The 18530-nt window shown below is 41.9% G+C and carries 23 protein-coding genes; 10 read left to right on the forward strand and 13 right to left on the reverse strand.

Annotation, left to right across the window (positions count from 1 at the left end; genetic code table 11):
* Positions 1-124: 124 nt before the first annotated feature.
* Genes F1644_RS02390 through F1644_RS02400 form a run of 3 tightly spaced genes read right to left on the reverse strand, consistent with a single transcriptional unit; the run spans position 125 to position 2233 of the window.
* Positions 125-745, reverse strand: coding sequence for a hypothetical protein (locus F1644_RS02390; protein ID WP_118302177.1), 621 nt, complete (start codon positions 743-745; stop codon positions 125-127).
* Between the two features lie 10 nt (positions 746-755).
* The gene (locus F1644_RS02395) at positions 756-1709 is read right to left on the reverse strand and encodes an NAD-dependent epimerase/dehydratase family protein (RefSeq protein ID WP_118302176.1); all 954 of its coding nucleotides are present in this window, start codon (positions 1707-1709) and stop codon (positions 756-758) included.
* Entirely contained in the window at positions 1691-2233 is a 543-nt protein-coding gene (locus tag F1644_RS02400; protein WP_118302832.1) for a GNAT family N-acetyltransferase, read from the reverse strand. Before F1644_RS02400 ends, F1644_RS02395 begins: the two co-directional genes overlap by 19 nt.
* A gap of 273 nt (positions 2234-2506) precedes the next feature.
* Between F1644_RS02400 and F1644_RS02405 the strand changes: the two genes are divergently transcribed.
* Positions 2507-2881, forward strand: coding sequence for a hypothetical protein (locus tag F1644_RS02405; protein ID WP_027201131.1), 375 nt, complete (start codon positions 2507-2509; stop codon positions 2879-2881).
* Positions 2882-3017: 136 nt separating this feature from the next.
* A complete protein-coding gene (locus F1644_RS02410) occupies positions 3018-3326 on the forward strand; it encodes a hypothetical protein (protein ID WP_027201130.1) in 309 nt (102 codons plus the stop codon).
* A 65-nt stretch (positions 3327-3391) separates the two neighbouring features.
* Here F1644_RS02410 and def read toward each other — a convergent pair whose 3' ends face one another.
* The 6 genes from def to F1644_RS02440 form a co-directional block, all read right to left on the reverse strand.
* Positions 3392-3991, reverse strand: a complete 600-nt coding sequence (gene def, locus F1644_RS02415) for a peptide deformylase (RefSeq protein WP_087420447.1) — start codon at positions 3989-3991, stop codon at positions 3392-3394.
* Positions 3988-5355: an MATE family efflux transporter gene (locus tag F1644_RS02420; RefSeq protein ID WP_118302175.1), complete on the reverse strand. Its 1368-nt coding sequence runs from the start codon at positions 5353-5355 to the stop codon at positions 3988-3990. The genes def and F1644_RS02420 overlap by 4 nt, the downstream gene beginning before the upstream one ends.
* A gap of 265 nt (positions 5356-5620) precedes the next feature.
* A complete protein-coding gene (locus F1644_RS02425) occupies positions 5621-5968 on the reverse strand; it encodes a hypothetical protein (RefSeq protein ID WP_140402565.1) in 348 nt (115 codons plus the stop codon).
* On the reverse strand, positions 5898-6311 hold the full coding sequence (locus F1644_RS02430; protein ID WP_027201127.1) for a phage holin family protein: 414 nt from the start codon (positions 6309-6311) through the stop codon (positions 5898-5900). Before F1644_RS02430 ends, F1644_RS02425 begins: the two co-directional genes overlap by 71 nt.
* A 6-nt stretch (positions 6312-6317) precedes the next feature.
* Entirely contained in the window at positions 6318-6581 is a 264-nt protein-coding gene (locus F1644_RS02435) for a YtxH domain-containing protein (protein WP_087420450.1), read from the reverse strand.
* An 85-nt stretch (positions 6582-6666) separates the two neighbouring features.
* A complete protein-coding gene (locus F1644_RS02440; protein WP_118302174.1) occupies positions 6667-7461 on the reverse strand; it encodes a nitroreductase family protein in 795 nt (264 codons plus the stop codon).
* 144 nt (positions 7462-7605) lie between these two features.
* Between F1644_RS02440 and F1644_RS02445 the strand changes: the two genes are divergently transcribed.
* From F1644_RS02445 to F1644_RS02480, 8 genes are all read left to right on the forward strand, one after another.
* A complete protein-coding gene (locus tag F1644_RS02445; protein WP_118302173.1) occupies positions 7606-8277 on the forward strand; it encodes a superoxide dismutase in 672 nt (223 codons plus the stop codon).
* Positions 8278-8364: 87 nt separating this feature from the next.
* A complete protein-coding gene (locus tag F1644_RS02450) occupies positions 8365-8901 on the forward strand; it encodes an HD domain-containing protein (RefSeq protein ID WP_027201124.1) in 537 nt (178 codons plus the stop codon).
* Between the two features lie 74 nt (positions 8902-8975).
* Positions 8976-10376: an alanine/glycine:cation symporter family protein gene (locus tag F1644_RS02455; RefSeq protein WP_027201123.1), complete on the forward strand. Its 1401-nt coding sequence runs from the start codon at positions 8976-8978 to the stop codon at positions 10374-10376.
* A gap of 138 nt (positions 10377-10514) precedes the next feature.
* Entirely contained in the window at positions 10515-11771 is a 1257-nt protein-coding gene (locus F1644_RS02460; protein ID WP_118302172.1) for a DEAD/DEAH box helicase, read from the forward strand.
* A gap of 28 nt (positions 11772-11799) precedes the next feature.
* On the forward strand, positions 11800-13299 hold the full coding sequence (locus tag F1644_RS02465; protein WP_027201121.1) for a potassium/proton antiporter: 1500 nt from the start codon (positions 11800-11802) through the stop codon (positions 13297-13299).
* Between the two features lie 149 nt (positions 13300-13448).
* The gene (gene rbr, locus F1644_RS02470; RefSeq protein WP_027201120.1) at positions 13449-14021 is read left to right on the forward strand and encodes a rubrerythrin; all 573 of its coding nucleotides are present in this window, start codon (positions 13449-13451) and stop codon (positions 14019-14021) included.
* 159 nt (positions 14022-14180) lie between these two features.
* Positions 14181-14558, forward strand: coding sequence for a RidA family protein (locus tag F1644_RS02475; protein WP_118302171.1), 378 nt, complete (start codon positions 14181-14183; stop codon positions 14556-14558).
* Positions 14559-14638: 80 nt separating this feature from the next.
* Entirely contained in the window at positions 14639-15034 is a 396-nt protein-coding gene (locus tag F1644_RS02480) for a DUF6146 family protein (RefSeq protein WP_118594344.1), read from the forward strand.
* Positions 15035-15112: 78 nt separating this feature from the next.
* On the opposite strand, the gene F1644_RS02485 is transcribed toward F1644_RS02480, so the two are convergent.
* The 4 genes from F1644_RS02485 to F1644_RS02500 all read right to left on the reverse strand — a co-directional run bounded on the left by F1644_RS02485 (position 15113) and on the right by F1644_RS02500 (position 18097).
* Positions 15113-15835 (reverse strand): nucleotidyltransferase family protein, encoded by a 723-nt coding sequence (locus F1644_RS02485; protein ID WP_229782425.1) that lies wholly within the window; start codon positions 15833-15835, stop codon positions 15113-15115.
* Positions 15836-16486: a response regulator transcription factor gene (locus tag F1644_RS02490; protein WP_087420456.1), complete on the reverse strand. Its 651-nt coding sequence runs from the start codon at positions 16484-16486 to the stop codon at positions 15836-15838.
* A 10-nt stretch (positions 16487-16496) separates the two neighbouring features.
* Positions 16497-17441: a sensor histidine kinase gene (locus F1644_RS02495; RefSeq protein ID WP_118302169.1), complete on the reverse strand. Its 945-nt coding sequence runs from the start codon at positions 17439-17441 to the stop codon at positions 16497-16499.
* Positions 17442-17614: 173 nt separating this feature from the next.
* Positions 17615-18097, reverse strand: a complete 483-nt coding sequence (locus F1644_RS02500) for a ferritin-like domain-containing protein (RefSeq protein ID WP_118302168.1) — start codon at positions 18095-18097, stop codon at positions 17615-17617.
* Positions 18098-18530: the final 433 nt, after the last annotated feature.

An 18530-nucleotide genomic window follows, 5' to 3' on the forward strand; every position in this document is an offset into this window, starting at 1 on the left:
AACGATAGATTAACGATAGGTCAACGATACGGGGAATTAATGTGTTCCCGATATCATGTTCTCATACAATCATCATATTAACGAGACTACGGCAAGACACGGGCGAAATAGACTGTCAATACCATTACTTCCCACCTCGTCCTTTCTTTACCTTCCGGGAATTCTTTTTTATATCCTTCAGCCCTTTTTTCATTGCATTATATAATAATGTACCAGCCGAACGAGCAAACACAACTTGCTCGTCTCCCGCATCCAGAGTCACGGATGCTATTATTCGCTGAAAATAAATCCGGGCTCCCAAGGAGACATCATACACGGCAATACAGACTTCCGACTCGCTCTTCTGGTAAGAAAGTGGTCCCCCGGGATAAATCAAATCACTGACCTCATTACGCACTTTTCGAGCCATAGCAGTCACCACATACTTGTAATCCGTCGTTTTCTTCAACGTCTCCATCACTTCGGGAGACAACTCAAAAGTGAGTTTGTCATGAGACAGGTATTTCAAGGATATATCATTTAAAAAATAAATAGAATCCCCTCCCATTTTTTTCAATTCCTTTAATAGATCACGTGTCAACCCTTCCCTGTACATGAGAGGTAACTGAGTTTCCACGTTCGTCACCAACCATTTACCCGTCGTGAAATCCAAACTTTTCGGGGACTCGTATAAATGCATATAACTGGGAGTGGCACACGAAACAGCCATCACCACTAAAATCAATAAAACGCCGTACTTCATCATAATTCTTATATTATAGTGTTTCCAATCCTTCTCTAAAATTCTTGTATTTTAAACGAGGTAATAGCTCCTCCCTCATCCGGGAAGTATCCCCGTAATATGACACTCGCCCGATCCGGATAAAATCGATGGTTAACGGGCTTCTAACCCCGAACAGTCGGGAAACCAACTCGAACACTCGTGCCGCCGTGTTAATCATCCATAAAGGCATTCGCCAAGGCCTACATGTGTGCCAGTATTTTGTAGCCTCGTCTAAGAATTCTTGCAAGGTCTGAATACCTTCATCCCCAACATGATAAATTCCACGTACCCCTTCATTCATGATTGCCGCCCTCGTCGCCTCCAAAAAGTCATCCGTGGAGATCAAATGAATACAAGTAGGCTTTCTCCAAACTCCCAGCAGAGCATGACGAGAAAACCAACGGGCCGCATCAATCATCAAGATCCCATTCCCGTAGACCATCCCGACTCTTAAAGCGACAGGTTCAAAACCTCTTCGCTCCCCATACTCGAATAGTAACCTTTCCTCTTCCAAGCGAGTCCGGGCATGCATCGAAACAGGATTTCCATCCAATCTTCCCCTAGCAGGATGATCCGGGGTTGTCTCACCCTCCACGTGCGGGAAACTAATTAGAATTACCCGCTTTACCCCTTTTTGAACGGCCACATCCAATAAATTTTTAAAATACAGGGTGTTTGTCGTCTTTAAAAACTTTTCCGGATTATGCTTGAAAAGGACCCCGGCAAAATGAACGATCGTATCAACCCCGTCCAAAGCACTTCCCAAACTCTCCCGAACGGCAAGATCCGCCCAGAACACATTCACATTATCTTTTGCCTTTAATTCCGGACTTACATCTTGACGATGAACGAGAAGATGCAACAACACCTCGTCTTTTAACAAACGACGGGCGAGCAGTCCTCCCAAATTCCCTGCGGCACCGGTGATCAATACACGCTTTCCCATATTTCACGCTTTATCAGATCATAATAATACATATCTATCACCCGTCCGTTTTTAATCGCAGCATCACGCAAAATAGCCTGTCTGGTAAAACCGACTTTTTCCAACACTTTCATCGAGGCCGGATTATACTCGTAAACAGAGGCAAACAAACGAATAATTCCGGTTTCCCGAAACACGTAATCAACCAACAACGCAACAGCCTCGCTCGTAATTCCCCGCCCCCAATAGTCCTCACCCAGCCAATAACCGACCTCTGCACTAAGGCGCTCCACATCTGTCAAGGGTACGATCCCAACTCCTCCCACGGCCTCTCCCGCTACCTCTATGGCAAAATTTTGAACATAAGGTTGGGCCTGTACCATCCGGATATACTTATCAGCATCCAACATTGTATACGGGTATGGAAGTCCATCCCGCACGTTATTCCATATTTTCTCGTTATTAATATGTTTTACTAATGATACTATATCCGTCAACTTCCACTCCCGCAATCTAAAATTTTCCTGTTTACTTTTTATTTCCATCAAGTTCGCTTTATAATGCAATCCGAGTTCCAAAATTATTTATTATTCTATATCTTTTTTCAACTTCTATCGTAAAAAAAATTATAAATGAGTAATAAATCCACATAAATTGTAGAATGATGGGGTATATGAAATGTTAATTTGTAACCTTTTCGAAACAAAAAAACAATTTCCGGTAGTAAAAATACTTATTTTTATATAGATCGATAGAAAAAAGAAGAAAAACATTGCAAATGCAATTTATATTCTTTAAATTTGAAACAAACACTAAGTATGATAAGATTCATATTACATAGTATCCTCATTCTTGTGGTAACACAACTCAGCAATGTTGCCATGGGATTGATCATGACAGAATCTCAACATACAGCGGTGACCTACCAATTAGCACAATTACATGACTCCATAAACAAGGGACAAAGCCTTGATTTTCAGAATCAATATCCCAGCCCGTTAATCCGGACTTCACTTGTCAGCATGACAAGATCAGAGCTACCCTGCCGGGTTCGGGTGATGCTGGACGGGGTCTACAAACAGGCAAATGAAAGTCTTACCATTAACAAGGAGGCAGATCACACGGGAATACACGAAGTATTCATATCGCACCCCAAGCGATATTTCCATGAACTCTGTTTGTTAATTATTTGAAACCTCACGTATATATGGCACGTATCTTGTACTAATACAAGATGTTTACACGATTAAGTGTTATCCTTTGATATAAAAAAAACAGAGCAACGCTGGGAACGTTGTATATATATACACACACACAACACACAAGAAGATGAAAACAACTTTATTCAGTAAGAACCGGGACGAGAAAAATTACGAGTTATTTTTCGAATCAGATGAATTGCATCGGGTGCAATATCTATTAGAAACCAAACAATTCGGGGAACTTTCCGAATTACAAAGTTCAGAGGACGAGGACACAGGGATTAAATTAAAACTCTCATTAGCTGAACGCGGAAAATTGGTGACGGCACAACTCTTCGAGTACATCATGTCAGCTTACGAGGCTGTATCACCGATCATGACTTTCCGTAATAAAGAGGCTGTGGCTCTTTCAGGAGCCGTAACGCTCGACGAATAGACATTTTTTTTAATAAACGGGTTCCCGAAAATCGAGAACCCGTTTATTATTTATATCCTTAAAACTCACGGAAGATAATCCGTGTACAGAATTCCATTCAAATGGTCGATCTCGTGTTGAAAAATGCGAGCTGTAAATTCTCTCACCGTATCTTGTCTCCACTCGAAAGAAAGTTCATCCCGATAGCGCACGACAATCTCTTTAGACCGATATACCGACCCCATCCGACCCGGAATAGACAAACATCCTTCCTGCCCTAAAACAGTATCTTGAGAGAAATAAACGATTTCCGGATTCACGTAAAATTCAAAAGGCTCTCCCGTTTTATCCAATCGCTGCACAGCAACTAATTGACGTGATATACCGACTTGAGGAGCCGCAATACCCACTCCCTCGTTCAAGGAATCCCTCACGGTAGCAAGCATACGTGATCTTAAAACACGAAAGGTTTCCGTCTCGACATCTTCTTTCCCGAATTCTTTTGCCTGCAAACGCAGGAACAATGAATCTACCCGGTTTGTTACAAGAAACAGAGGCATAATACCCTCTTCTTCCGAATGTCCGATGCGTTCCCGTTCCTCCCGTGTAAAAGAATCCGATTTCTCTCCACACGCAAGGAAACATATCCCTACCCACACGCCAAATAATAACTGAACTATTCTCATTCTATTGTTTTATTAGTTTTAAACAAAAGTCCTTTTCTGACAAAATACATGAACGTGCCTATCGTGGTCATGAAAGAAATAAAATCTGCCATGGGCATACTACTCCACACGCCTGTAATCCCCCAGAAACGAGGTAATATTAACAAAAACGGAATCAAAAATAACAATTGTCGGGAAAGAGACAAAAATATGGAGACTTTAGCTTTCCCAATGGATTGAAAAAAGTTCGTGATAATAATCTGGCACCCCGCGAGAGGGAACATCAAACAAGTCACTCGTAAGCCAAATTTAGATAATTCCATCAACTCATGATTATCCGTAAACATCCCCACAATTGCCGAGGGAAACAACTGGCTCAACAAAAAACCAAACGTCATGATAGAAACCCCGGCAATCAATGCATAACGTAAAGTCTTACGTACCCGGTCAAAAAGAAGCGCCCCGTAATTAAACCCGATTACCGGCTGCATCCCCTGTGTCACCCCGATCTCGATCATGATAAACAAGGTCAGTACCCGATTCACAATCCCGTAGGCCCCGATAGCCAAGTCACCACCATAGCGCATAAAACTATTATTCAATATAATGACCACTGAACTAGCACACACGTTCATCAAGAAAGGTGACATCCCGATGGAAAAAATACTCATGATAATCCGACCTTTCAATTTAAATATTCCCGGTTTAAAACGTATCGTCGTGTTCTTGTTCAGATAGTGACTCACGATCCAGATTAAACCGATCGACTGGGAGATCACCGTGGCCAATGCTGCTCCCCGGATTCCCCAATCCAAATGAAAAATGAATATCGGGGCTAGAATAATATTGGCAAATACGGTCAGTAAAGAACTCAACATGGCCTTTTTCGGGTATCCCGTGGCTCGCATCACGTTGTTCAGACCGATAAAAGTAAAAGCAATCGGATTTCCCATCAAAATAACCTGCATAAAATCCCGGGCGTAAGGTAAAGTCGCCGGACTAGCCCCGAAGAAATGCAAGATCGGATCTAAGAATATCAAAGTCAATCCCCCGAAACAAAACCCGTTAATCACGCATAACAACAACACGTTCCCCAAGACAGAATTCGTTTTCTCCGTGTCTTTCTGCCCGAGATAAATCGAACTGATTGTCGCTCCCCCGATTCCTACCAAAGTCGAAAAAGCAATAATCAGGTTCATCAAGGGAAAAGTGATCGCTAAACCCGATATAGCTAACGGCCCCACACCATGCCCGATAAAAACACTATCAATAATATTATACAACGACGTTACTGTCATCCCGATGATTGCAGGGATTGAATACTGTAATAATAACTTCCCGACTGGCTTTGTCTCCAAAACCTGCGATGCATTAATACTCGACATAACTCTTTATCCTCCTTCTATTAAAATAAAACACCTCTTGATGGAATGGTCGTGATTGACCCACTATTTTCAGAAATATAACCCGAATAGAGGACACAAAGATAATAAAACTCGTCGTTTATTTTAGATTTTAGATTCTAAATTTTAGATTCCAACCGTACAAGACCTTATTAATTTTAGATTTTAGATTCCAACCGCACAAGGCCAACGCTTCTTAATTTCCTACTTCAACTTTTAGTTTTTATCTTTTAACTTTTATCGTTTATCATTGGGGTCGTTTTTTAAACAAATTCCCGATTCGCCCCAGTCCCCAACGTAAAAGGATTGGCAAAGCGGCCTCCCACAACAAGGGTGAAATATTTTTAAACATCATTCCCAACATCGGGATTTGTCCTTCCGCCTCTTCTCCCCCGTCATTCTCCCTGTTTTCTCTTCGTTTAGAAAAAAACAAAGAAGAAATCCCGGCAAACAAAATCCGCCCGGAATGATCATGTATGAACTTAAAATCCTCGTTTATTTTCTGTTCCTGCACCCGGCAACTCTCACGCACCCGGCGCTGTTCCGCCATCAACATGTCCAGCGGGGTCGGTTGTCTCTTCATTATCTTTTTCATCCTTACTCATCATTGCTGTTATAATCTCGTTCATCACCTTGGACGTGATCTTTCTCTTGAAAAACATCGTTATCCCGAACAACAACAGGTACATCCCAACCACCAACACGAATCCCAAAGCCATGCTACCCAATAATTCTCCCAAGAAAAAACCTAACGCCAGGAACAAAAATAAAATGGCAAAAAAAGCCAATAAAACCAAAACAATACCATACGAAAAGACTGCCATTGTCTTGGCAACCCTTTCGTATGTATTCAATTTTAATAGCTCTAGCCTCAATTCCACGTAAGTTGAAATATCCTCTTTCAACTCAGCAAACGTCTTCTCGGCAATATTCTCCATAAGCTATTACTTCGTTTCCGTAGCAGTCTTCCCCGCAACCTTTTCAGCTACATGATTGACATCCTCGGTCACGTGTTCTTTCACGTTCTCGGCCTTGTTTTTTGCTTTTGAATAAACGTCCTTCACCTCTTCCTTCACTTTAGACACGGCACGATCAAACTCTTCCGCTAATTTTTTACGATTATCAGCTACCATTAAATAACCGACAGCAACTCCTACAACAGCGCCAATACCTAGCCCTATCAGTAGATTTGAAGTTTCATGTTTCATATTCTTTAATTTTTATGTTCGTACCTAATTTAACGAACTGAAACATGAAAAGGTTCTCTTTTTAGTGATTTTTTTACGAATATTTTTAACGAGTGATAAAATGTATTTTCGAAGGGTCATAACGCTCGGGAACAGGTGCTTGCTCATCTGCCGGTTTCCCGATTGCCACAACGGCAAACGGCACGAATTCCGATGACAAGTGAAACAAAGTTTTCACTTGATGAACCCGGTGCATCTGAGGATAAATTCCAACCCAAGTGGTTCCCAGTTTCTCCCCGTAGGCCTGCAACATCAGGTTTTGGACACACGCTCCCAGCTCTTGGGGCCAGTTTCCCCCGTCAAGCCCGGCCCGGCGGGTATTACAACAAACTAAAATCGCGGCCGGGGCTGTTCTTAAAGCCATCCCTTCCGGTAAAGTCTCAGCCAAAGTATCAAGATGTTCCCGATCTTCTATCACGAAAAACTCCCAGGGACGGCGATCTTTAACCGAAGGTGCGTACATGGCCGCTCTCAGCAATCGCTCGATCGTCTCCACGCACACCTTATCCGGAGCATAATTTCTCACACTACGACGTCCCACGATAGCCTCGTTCACGGCTGCCATATCCGTGAACTTCTGGCTACACATTTCCGTTGCCAGTTCCCGAACCCGCGGGATAATTCTCACGAAATGATCACTTCCTTTATGAACAGCCAGCAAGGTTTCATTTTCCCACGTTTCTATGATCATCAACACGTTATCCAAACGATTATTTTCAAGTATTTCGTACCCGATACACCCCTTTTCCTGCCTTGACAATTCAGACATCTCACGCAAAAGTTCCACGACTTGAGCGCGAACCTCGCTCTTCACCTCAACTGTAACATTTATCCTGATCATATACTCAAATTTTGAAATTGCACATTTGTTCCCCACCACTCTCTTTCATAAAAACGGTCAAAATTATAAAAGTTAGAGGACTTTTTAATAACCAAAATGTACTTTTATTCGTAAATCACATAAACTTTAAAAGAAAAATAGAAGATGAAAACAAAACAAGCATTCAAAAGGATATGGATAGTTACCCTTCTCATCACAACAAGCGGGGCATTGTGGGCTCAACAACAAACAACGAAAGAGAAATTTTCCCTCCCACCTTTACCTTACGAAACAAATGCCCTCGCACCCGTTATCAGTGAAACCACCATAAAACTACATCATGGTAAACATCTGAAAGCCTACATTGATAACCTGAATAAATTGATCGTGGGGACACCATTCGAGAACTGTGATCTTGAAACCATCGTCAAGAACTCCACCGGAGCGATATTTAACAACGCAGCACAAGCGCTGAACCATATTATCTATTTCAACTCGTTCTCTCCGAAAGCAGAACATACCCCGTCAGGAGCGCTGCTTGCTGCCATAGAAAAAGAATGGGGTTCATTCGATAATTTCAAAAAGGAGTTCTCGGCTGCCGTCACCTCGTTATTCGGGTCCGGATGGGTATGGCTCGCGAAGGACAAAAAAGGGAAACTATACATTTTCTCCGAGAGTAACGCCGGGAACCCAATTACCAAAGGTTACACTCCGATACTGGGGATCGATGTTTGGGAACATGCTTATTACCTTGATTACCAGAATCTCCGTCCGGAACACATCGAAAAAATATGGACAATTATTGACTGGAGAACCATCGGGGCCCGTTACAAATAGCCCGGAATATTTATATATAAAACCAATCATGACATTTTCACGAACAAACATCTATATTTGTAAGTTTTAAAAAAAGAACAAATAATGATAAACCCATTAGATATTATTCGTAAATATTACACGTTGGATTCCCTCGCCGGGCAATCCCTCCTCATACATAGCCAACTTGTTCGAGATAAAGCACAATCACTGGCTATCCGACATCCCGAAATGGATCTGGACATCCCCTTCATTCAAGAGGCTGCCATGCTCCACGACATCGGGATTTTTCTCACGAAGGCCCCGGACATCGGTTGTTTCGGAGAACATCCCTACATCTGCCACGGTTATCTGGGAGCCGATCTACTCCGCGAAGAAGGCCTTCCCCGTCATGCCCTAGTATGTGAACGACACACGGGGGCCGGCATATCACTTGAAATGATCAAGAAAAATCATTTACCTTTACCCCAACGGGATATGCTCCCCGTTACTCTTGAAGAAAAACTAATCGCTTTTGCCGATAAGTTTTATTCGAAAACCAATTTAACCCGGGAAAAGAAACTAGGCAAAATCCGGGCAGAAATGGCTTTTTATGGGGAAGAAACAGTCGCCCGTTTCGAAGAATGGTGTGAACTTTTTCTTTAAATATAATCTAATTTTTACAACTTTCACCCGTTTCATCACGTATTTTACTCGTAATTTAAATACGTGATGCGGTTATGGAAAATTTAAACAACTGGATTATAGCAACCAATGATTTTATTTGGACCTATATATTAATAGCCCTGCTAATCTGTATCGGGGTCTACTTTACCTTCAAGAGTAAATTCGTACAATTCCGGAATATCCGGGAAATGTTCCGGCTGCTTGGCGACGGAATAGCAAGCGGGAACCACAAGAACTCGGTTTCTTCTTTTCAAGCATTTTGCATTGCAACCGCTTCGCGGGTAGGCACAGGTAACCTGGCGGGTGTGGCAACAGCCCTAGCCCTGGGAGGACCGGGAGCCATATTCTGGATGTGGCTTATAGCGCTTATCGGTTCTGCCTCTGCCTTCATCGAATCCACGTTAGCCCAAATATATAAAGTTAAAGGAGAACGCTCGTTCATCGGGGGCCCCGCCTTTTACATGGAAAAAGGTTTAAAGAAACGATGGTTAGGCATTCTTTTCGCTGTCATCATTACTATTACCTTCGGACTTGTATTCAACTCGGTACAAGCAAATACCGTTACCTTGGCATTTCATGAAGTCTTTGGGACAAACCGTGTCTGGCTGGGAATCATTCTAACCCTGTTTACCCTACTGGTCATATTCGGTGGAATACACCGGATTGCCGTTATATCCGGAATCATCGTCCCCCTTATGGCTATTGCATACATTCTGCTTGCCGCTTTCATCCTATTCACGCACCTTGGAACATTACCCCATGTCATTGGTTCTATTTTCACGAACGCATTCGGATTCGAACAATTCGCGGGCGGGGGTTTAGGAGCCGTCATCATGCAAGGTGTCCGGCGAGGACTTTTCTCAAATGAAGCGGGTATGGGTTCCGCCCCGAACGCTGCCGCAACGGCAACAGTCTCCCACCCGGTGAAACAAGGATTAATCCAAGCCCTCAGTGTTTTCACCGACACGTTAATCATTTGTAGTTGTACGGCATTCATTATTCTACTTTCGGACGTTCCGCTAGATGGTTCGGTGAAAGGAATCCAACTGACACAAATGGCCCTGTCCCACCAGATCGGAAGCGTGGGAGGACAATTTATCGCTATTTGTATACTCCTTTTTGCCTTCAGTTCCATCGTGGGTAACTATTCATACTGTGAAACAAACTTATTTTTCATATCCAAGAATAAAACCTATTTACAACTTTACCGGATTATCGTGGGGGGAATGGTCATGTTCGGATCAATCGCCGCCCTGGATCTCGTCTGGAATATTGCCGATCTATTCATGGCAATCATGGCTATAACCAACCTGATCGCGATCGTATTACTGGGTAAAATCGCCTTGAAAGCATTACAGGACTACAACCGTCAACGTCGTATCAGCAAGAAAAATATCATATTCAAGTCCTCGTTCATACCGGAGTTAAAAGATTCCACGAGTGAATGGGAATAAAATGATTTTTTTTTTAACTTTGCAACAAACAGAAGGGATTGACACGATGATAGATTTATGTGTAATTTTCTCCTGCCGCTGTACTTTAAAACAGGAAAAAGGCAGCATTAAAAATAAAGAATAGTAGAGATATAAAAGATGAGATTTGACGAGCTGGAACTAGAGGATTCATTGTTGCAAGGATTAGATGCCATGAATTTTCAGGAAACAACCCCTATACAAGAATTAACAATCCCTGTTATCTTAGAGGGAAAAGATTTAATCGCCTGCGCACAAACAGGCACCGGAAAAACAGCCGCTTACACTCTTCCGATTTTAAATCGATTAATCAAAGAAGAGAACCGATCGGACACGGTAAAAGCTGTTATCATGGCTCCCACCCGGGAATTAGCCCAACAAATAGACGTACAATTCGAGGGATTTTCTTATTTTCTCCCCGTTTCGACGGTAGTCGTCTACGGGGGTGGTGACGGAAGTTTATGGGATCAACAGAAAAAAGCATTGCGTCTGGGAGCAGATGTTGCCATCGCAACACCGGGACGGTTGATCGCACATCTGCAACATAGCGATGTAGACCTTTCGCAAGTAAAATACTTTATCCTTGACGAGGCTGACCGGATGCTGGACATGGGATTTTTTGACGACATCATGCAAATCGTGAACAAACTGCCCAAAGACCGACAAACCATACTCTTCTCGGCTACGATGCCCCCGAAGATACGACAGCTAGCCCAAAATGTACTTCGAGACCCGGTAGAAATCAACGTGGCAGTATCCAAACCCAACGAAGCCATCATGCAAGCCGCTTACATCTGCCACGAAAGCCAGAAAATGGGTATCATCGAAGAACTTTTCAGCAAACCGGTCTTACACAAAACGCTAATCTTCGCCTCTTCCAAACAAAAAGTAAAAGACCTCGCCTTCACCTTAAAACGTAAAAAATTCAACGTGGCAGCCATGCATTCCGACTTGGAGCAGTCAGAGCGGGAATCTGTTATGATGGATTTTAAAAATAATAAAATAGATATACTCGTTGCCACCGACATCGTGTCCCGTGGTATAGATATTGATGAGATAGGATTGGTAATCAACTTTGATGTACCCCATGATCCGGAAGATTATATTCACCGTATCGGACGAACAGCGAGAGCCAGCGCGGAAGGTGTTGCCTTGACCTTTGTCTCCGGGGCAGAGCAAGGAAAGTTTTACCGCATAGAGCAGTTCATCGAAGAAACGATTTACAAGATACCACTCCCTGCTCACTTGGGATCGGCACCGGAATACAATCCGAAAGCATTCGAACATGGCTCGTCAAAAGGCAGGGGACGGAAACCTAGCGGCCGTTCTTTCGTAAAAAAGAAAAACCACGCCAAGCGAGAAGGAGGCTCAAACTAGATAAATAACCTTTTAAAACTAAACACTTATGATTCTAAATGCCGGAAATATATTACTTATTGGATCTATCCTATTATTTGTCAGTATCGTTGTCGGAAAAGCAGGTTTCCGTTTCGGAGTTCCCGCCTTACTCCTTTTCCTAGGAGTAGGAATGCTTTTCGGAACCGACGGTTTAGGAATAGAATTCAACAACCCGCAAACTGCTCAATTCATCGGAGTCATTGCATTAAGTATTATATTATTTTCCGGTGGTATGGATACAAGTGCGGCAGAGATCAAACCTGTTTTAGGACAAGGTATTGTTCTCGCCACAGTCGGAGTCATGTTTACAGCCTTCCTCACGGGTTATTTTATCTACTACATCACGAATCTCGAAAATAGTTTCGTCACCCTAAATTTCACGGAATCATTATTACTCGCATCCGTCATGTCGTCTACCGATTCTGCATCCGTGTTCTCGATTCTCCGTTCCAAACGACAAGGGCTAAAAGAGAACCTACGTCCCATGCTAGAGCTGGAAAGTGGTAGTAATGACCCGATGGCCTATATGTTAACCATATTACTTATCGGAATTATTCAATCCGGAGAAAACAGTTTAAGTAACACAATACTGCAATTCATCATGCAGATGAGCATCGGTGCTGTATCCGGTTATCTACTGGGAAGACTGGCCGTATACTGCATCAATAAACTAAACATCAATCAATCATTATATCCTGTTCTTTTATTAGCTTTCGTGTTCTTCATTTTCTCGTTCACGGATCTGGTAAAAGGTAACGGTTACCTGGCTGTTTATTTAGCCGGCTTAGTGGTTGGAAATCATAAAGTGGTACACAAAAAGAGTCTTACCACCTTTTTCGACGGTATCACATGGTTATTCCAGATCGTGATGTTCCTCACGTTAGGCCTTCTGGTAAACCCGGCAGAATTACTCCCGGTCGCAGCGTTAAGCATTCTTATCGGGGTATTCATGATTATACTGGCTCGTCCGATAAGTGTATTTTTATGCCTTATCCCCTTCCGGAAAATGACCACCAAGGCACGGGCATACGTTTCATGGGTCGGTCTGCGCGGAGCAGTCCCCATCATTTTTGCCACCTACCCGCTAATCGCAAACATCCAGCACGCATCATTAATATTTAACGTGGTGTTCTTCATTACCATTCTTTCTTTGGTTGTACAGGGAACAACAGTCAGTTTCATGGCGAAACTACTCGGTTTGTCAACCCCCGAAGAACGCAAAAACGTCTTTAACGTCGAACTACCCGAAGAAATTAAAACCGCCATGTCTGAAATTGAAGTCATTCCTTCCATGTTGGCAAAAGGTGACAAATTAATGGATTTGGTATTACCGGATAACACGTTGGTAGCCTTGATCAAAAAGAACGATTCATATTGCGTCCCCAAAGGAAAAACCAAACTACATACCGGAGATAAGTTACTCGTGATCACGGATGATGATGAAGCTCTCATGAAGACTTATGAAAGCCTAGGGATCACGGATTATTCAATTCAAAAAAATGCTTGATACTAGCCATACGGTAGTACATCAGAGATAAGAAAAATTACACTTTATAGGCATTTTCTATCATCTGATAAAAACTAAATATTTGTTTTGATAAACAAATTGTCGTATTATTGTGCTATCAAAACATGACCACTAAAAAGATTAAATTTATGAGCATTAAAGGAACAAAAACAGAACAAAACTTATTGAAATCATTTGCCGGTGAATCACAGGCCAGAAGTCGTTATACTTTTTTCGCTAGTGTAGCTAAAAAAGAAGGATTCGAACAAATCGCGGGAGTATTCATGGAAACTGCCGAACAGGAAAAAGAACACGCCAAGAGATTCTTCAAATTCTTGGAAGGCGGAATGGTTGAAATCACCGCATCTTACCCCGCAGGTGTAATCGGAACGACAGCAGAAAATCTGAAAGCTGCCGCAGAAGGAGAAAACGAAGAATGGGCAGACCTCTATCCGGAATTTGCTAAAGTTGCAGAAGAAGAAGGATTTACCGCCATCGCAGCCGTGTTCCGTAACATTGCAAAAGTGGAAGCTGAACACGAGGCTCGTTACAGAACGCTTTTAGCTCGCGTGGAAGCCGGTAAAGTATTCGAAAGAGACGAAGTGATCCTGTGGCAATGCCGTAACTGCGGTTTCGTTTACGAAGGCAAAACAGCCCCGAAAGCGTGTCCCGCTTGCGCTCACCCTCAAGCATATTTCGAAGAAAAGAAAAACAATTACTAATCATACTTGTAATTGAGGATAAAAAACTAAAAGTTGAGGCAGATGTCTCAACTTTTAGTTTTTTATTTTACCCGTCACGAAGAAATCACAACTTGATTTTCGTTATATTCGCGACAAAGAAACTGAAATCTATTTTTTAATTGATAAAATAAAGTTATTATGAAAAAAGTAATCAACGCACCGAAAGCACCGAAAGCCATCGGTCCTTACAGTCAAGCAATTGAAGCAAACGGAACGCTTTACATCAGTGGTCAACTTCCTATTGACGTGAATACCGGAAAATTCGTTGAAGGTGGAGTAAAAGAACAAACAGAACAATGTTTGAAAAACATCGGTTACATCCTGGAAGAAGCCGGATATACTTTTGACAACGTGGTTAAATCAACTTGCCTGTTGGGAGATATGTCTTATTTCGCTGATATGAACGAAATCTATGCTAAATATTACAAGACAGATTGTCCTGCCCGTGCAGCTTTTGCCGTAAAAGCTCTCCCGATGGGTGCTATGGTTGAAATTGAAACCATCGCTGTAAAATAAAGATAAAAACGGCTGAATCAGCCGTTTTTTCATTTTTTTTTCTTACCTTAGGGGAAAGTAGTGCATAACTTAAATCAAACATGATGAGAATATTCGGTTTACTCCTTGTACTTGCCCTATTTTTCTCCTGTGCATCTCAAAAAGAGGTAGCCCAAAATAAAAAGGGGCGTTGCGCTATCAAAGATTCAGCGCAATATGAATTGATCGTTTTTGATTCGGGATTCGATTTTTGGTTGACAAGTCACCAGAGCATGGCCAGTCAGCACTCAGAAAGTTATTATCAAAGTATGAATCACCAGTATGCTATCGAATGGAACAGAAGGTATGCTGCCGGAGATCCGAGAATCAACAGTTACATCGATTACAGCTTGAACAGAGATTACGGGTTTGATTTTAATTACAAACTCTACATGTATTTCAGGTTCTTCGAAGACACAAACAGGATAAAACTAATCCCAGGAAACAGAAACCTTTAATAATTTTAGATTTAATGATTTTAGATTTCAAATTCCAGCCACACAAGCTATCCCTTCTTTTAATCTCTCAATCTAAAATCATAAATCACTAAATCTAAAATTACTCGCTTCTTTTATGGCCTCCGGGGTACCCAAGTCGAGACATCGGCCATCGTGCCGAAAAAGCTCGATAGGATGTTCTCTTGCCTGCGCCAGATGCTCGTCGATGATAGAGAATACTCCCTGATGAATGATATGCTTTAAATATTCCGGGCTAAGAATCTGGATCCCGCAGTAATTGAACTCCGTGGCCCCGTAAAAGCCTTCGTCCACGATCTTCTGCTCCCCGGTTCGCTTGTTCTCCCAACCTTTCAAAACACCATGATTAAACTTCAATACCCGATCTGCAACTGCCTGTTGCACGACCAACGTGGCGTATGCCTCACGTGATTCATGCTGACGAACGAGCGCCTTCAAATCCAAGTCCGTTAAAATATCCACATTATGAATAAGCACGGGTTTCCCCGGAATAAATAATTCCCGGGCCTTCAAAACCCCTCCTCCCGTATCCAGTAACTCATCTCGTTCATCGGACAAAACGATGTCCATACCGAAATCTCCTTTCTCTTTCAGAAAGTGTTCTACCTGATCGGCAAAATGATGAATATTAATCACTAACCGCTCCACCTGCACTTCTCTCATTCTCTCGATCACCCGCTCCAACAGAGTCTTTCCTTTCAACTCCACCAAAGCTTTCGGGCGATCGTTTGTCAACGGCCGCAACCGGGTACCTAAACCGGCTGCAAAAATCATCCCATTCATCTATATCTCTATAATATTATTTTTAATCGCGTACATCACCAATGCCGCCGTATTCCGACATCCCGTCTTACTGAGCAGATTTGCCCGATGCTTGTCTACCGTACGTTTACTGATAAACAATTCGTCCGCAATCTCCTGATTTGACAATCCTTTACACACGTGATACAAAATTTCCAGCTCTCGTTCCGAAATATCATTATCCACAGTTTCCGGTGTTTCGCTTTTGTTGTCACGCATATTATTCAATATATTCACCAATAACTCTTCCGAAAAGAAACTCTCCCCTTCCGCCACCTTCTGAATAGCCGTTACCACCTTATCAATTCCCGAATTCTTCAACAAGAATCCCTTCGCACCCGCATCAATCATCTTGTAATAATACTGCTCGTCCCCGTACATGGAAAGAACTATAATCTTCAAATTGGGTTTCATTTTCATCGCCTCGATCGTGGCATCAATACCATTCATCTCCGGCATCTCTATATCCATCAGCACGACATCACAATCAACAAACGACAAATTCTCAACAAACTCCCTCCCGTTCGAGGCCTCGTAGATATGTCGAACGAAATCCTGAGTTGAAAGCAATAACTTCAATCCCTCCCGGAACAACTTGTGGTCATCAACCAGATATATTCTCAATTTATCCATAAAACAAGATTTACTTACACTTTATAAAAGCTCTCGCAATCATTCCCCGTCCTGACTCGCTGGAAATCTTGATATCCCCATTTCCCGAATTCAATCGGTACTGCATGTTGCTCAATCCCATCCCGCCATCACTTTCAGCTTGTTTCACGTCAAACCCCATGCCGTTATCCTCGTATTCCAAGTACAAAACATCCCCCTGCAACTGTAGGTCAATACTGATTTTACTGGCATTAGCATGTCGCAACGTGTTATTGATCAACTCGCAAATCACCCGGTACATGATTACTTCCACGTTATATATAAAACGACGATTATCAATATTTGTTTTAAAATTAATACTAATACCTTCAGCCGGACGCAATTTTCGAATAAATGATTCCGTGGCATCCTTTAAACCGAAATTATTCAATATATGAGGACTGATATTAGCTGAAATCTCTCGCACGCTCGTGATAGCCTCGTCAACAGCCTGTTTCAAGTTCCCTTTGATTTTGTCGTTTACCTCCGACGAGTTCTTTTCCTCGAAACCGGAAAGCAACATCTTTATAACACTTAATAAAGGCCCTAGCCCGTCATGCAACTCCTTGGCAAAACGCTGCCGCTCCTGTTCCTCCGTGCGGATAACAGCCGACAGTACCCGCTTTTCCGTCTCACTCCGTATACCATCCAGCCGACGTAAAAACTGGAATACCTTCCGTATATAAAATGTCCCGATAGCAAAGGCCAGCGAAATAACAAATGACAACCACACTTTCGTCTGGTACAACTCTTCCGACTCTCCCCGGTGCATCGAGGGAACCAATTCTATCGCCCGGTAAATCGCCATCAAAAAAAAGCCTGTTGAAATCAAAATCCAAGCAGCATTGAACTTCGTCCGCTTAAACAAACTAATCGCAAATCCCATCGCAACGATCTGTAACAACAAAGACAAATATACAACTATTTGTGTAACCACGATATATGTATTAGTTAAAAGTTAAAAACTAAAAGATAAAAGCTATGTTCAAATATCGGCATTATTTCCAAACTTACCAAGTTTTTAGACTTCGAACATTATACATTATCAGCAAGTATATGTCATGATTCTTGGGAGATATGCAAATTTGCATATCTCCCAAACCCATTCAACTAACTCTCATTTTCTCGATTATTCAAGTCAATATTCAAGGGTAATCTCCATCTCTTCTCTTGGGTGAAAATATGAAGTAACTCTATAAAAATCCTAGAAGTAAATCTCTTCTGCAAATATATTTCACGGACAAAAGCATGAAAAGCTACGTCAACATTCTCGGTAAGCACCAAAAGTATTTCAATCTGCTCTGCCATATATTTTTCATGTTTGATCAATTCGTTTAAGGCATGTAACGTATTATTCCAATCCCATGCATCCCGTTTCATTTCCCGAATCAGAACACTTCCCTTAGAACGATAAATAGATTCAATCATCCGACAAATCCTACTCATATTATCCTGAGATTGCAAATTTACCCAAGAAGCCAGTTCTGCCAGTTGTTGTTCTTCGAAATAAACTTGTAACGACAAATACAAGTTCGCAGACCATAACTCCGCATTTATTAACTCATTCACGGCATATTCTATTCGCTTATCCATTATCAACTTAAAATTTAATTACTGTTTCATACTTCTATAAAATCGTGACATATCGTCAAGTAAAAAGAATCTTATGCCTTTTTGTCCTCTTCCACTTGTAAAAAAGTCAACATAAGATCCAGTTCTTTTTCAATATCCTCAATTCTACTGAGAACGAATTCCCAGGAATCCCCTTGTAAACCACGCTTTAACTCCCGGATTTCCTTCGATAAAACTAAAAATAACATCCGAAAATCCTCTTCTCTGGAATGTCTCCTCATCTATTAACATGAATGAAACCTCTATTTTGGCATATTGTTTGCGCAATAAGAAATAGAGGAAATGACAAAAATGAAGTGATCGACGAGAAGAAGTGAAAATCAAGCGTGTCTTTAAAACAGTGACGGATAAGAAGCCTAAATCTGGGGACAATGATAATTTCTTTTTTCAATTT

The sequence above is a fragment of the Butyricimonas paravirosa genome (assembly GCF_032878955.1).
GTDB lineage: Bacteria > Bacteroidota > Bacteroidia > Bacteroidales > Marinifilaceae > Butyricimonas > Butyricimonas paravirosa.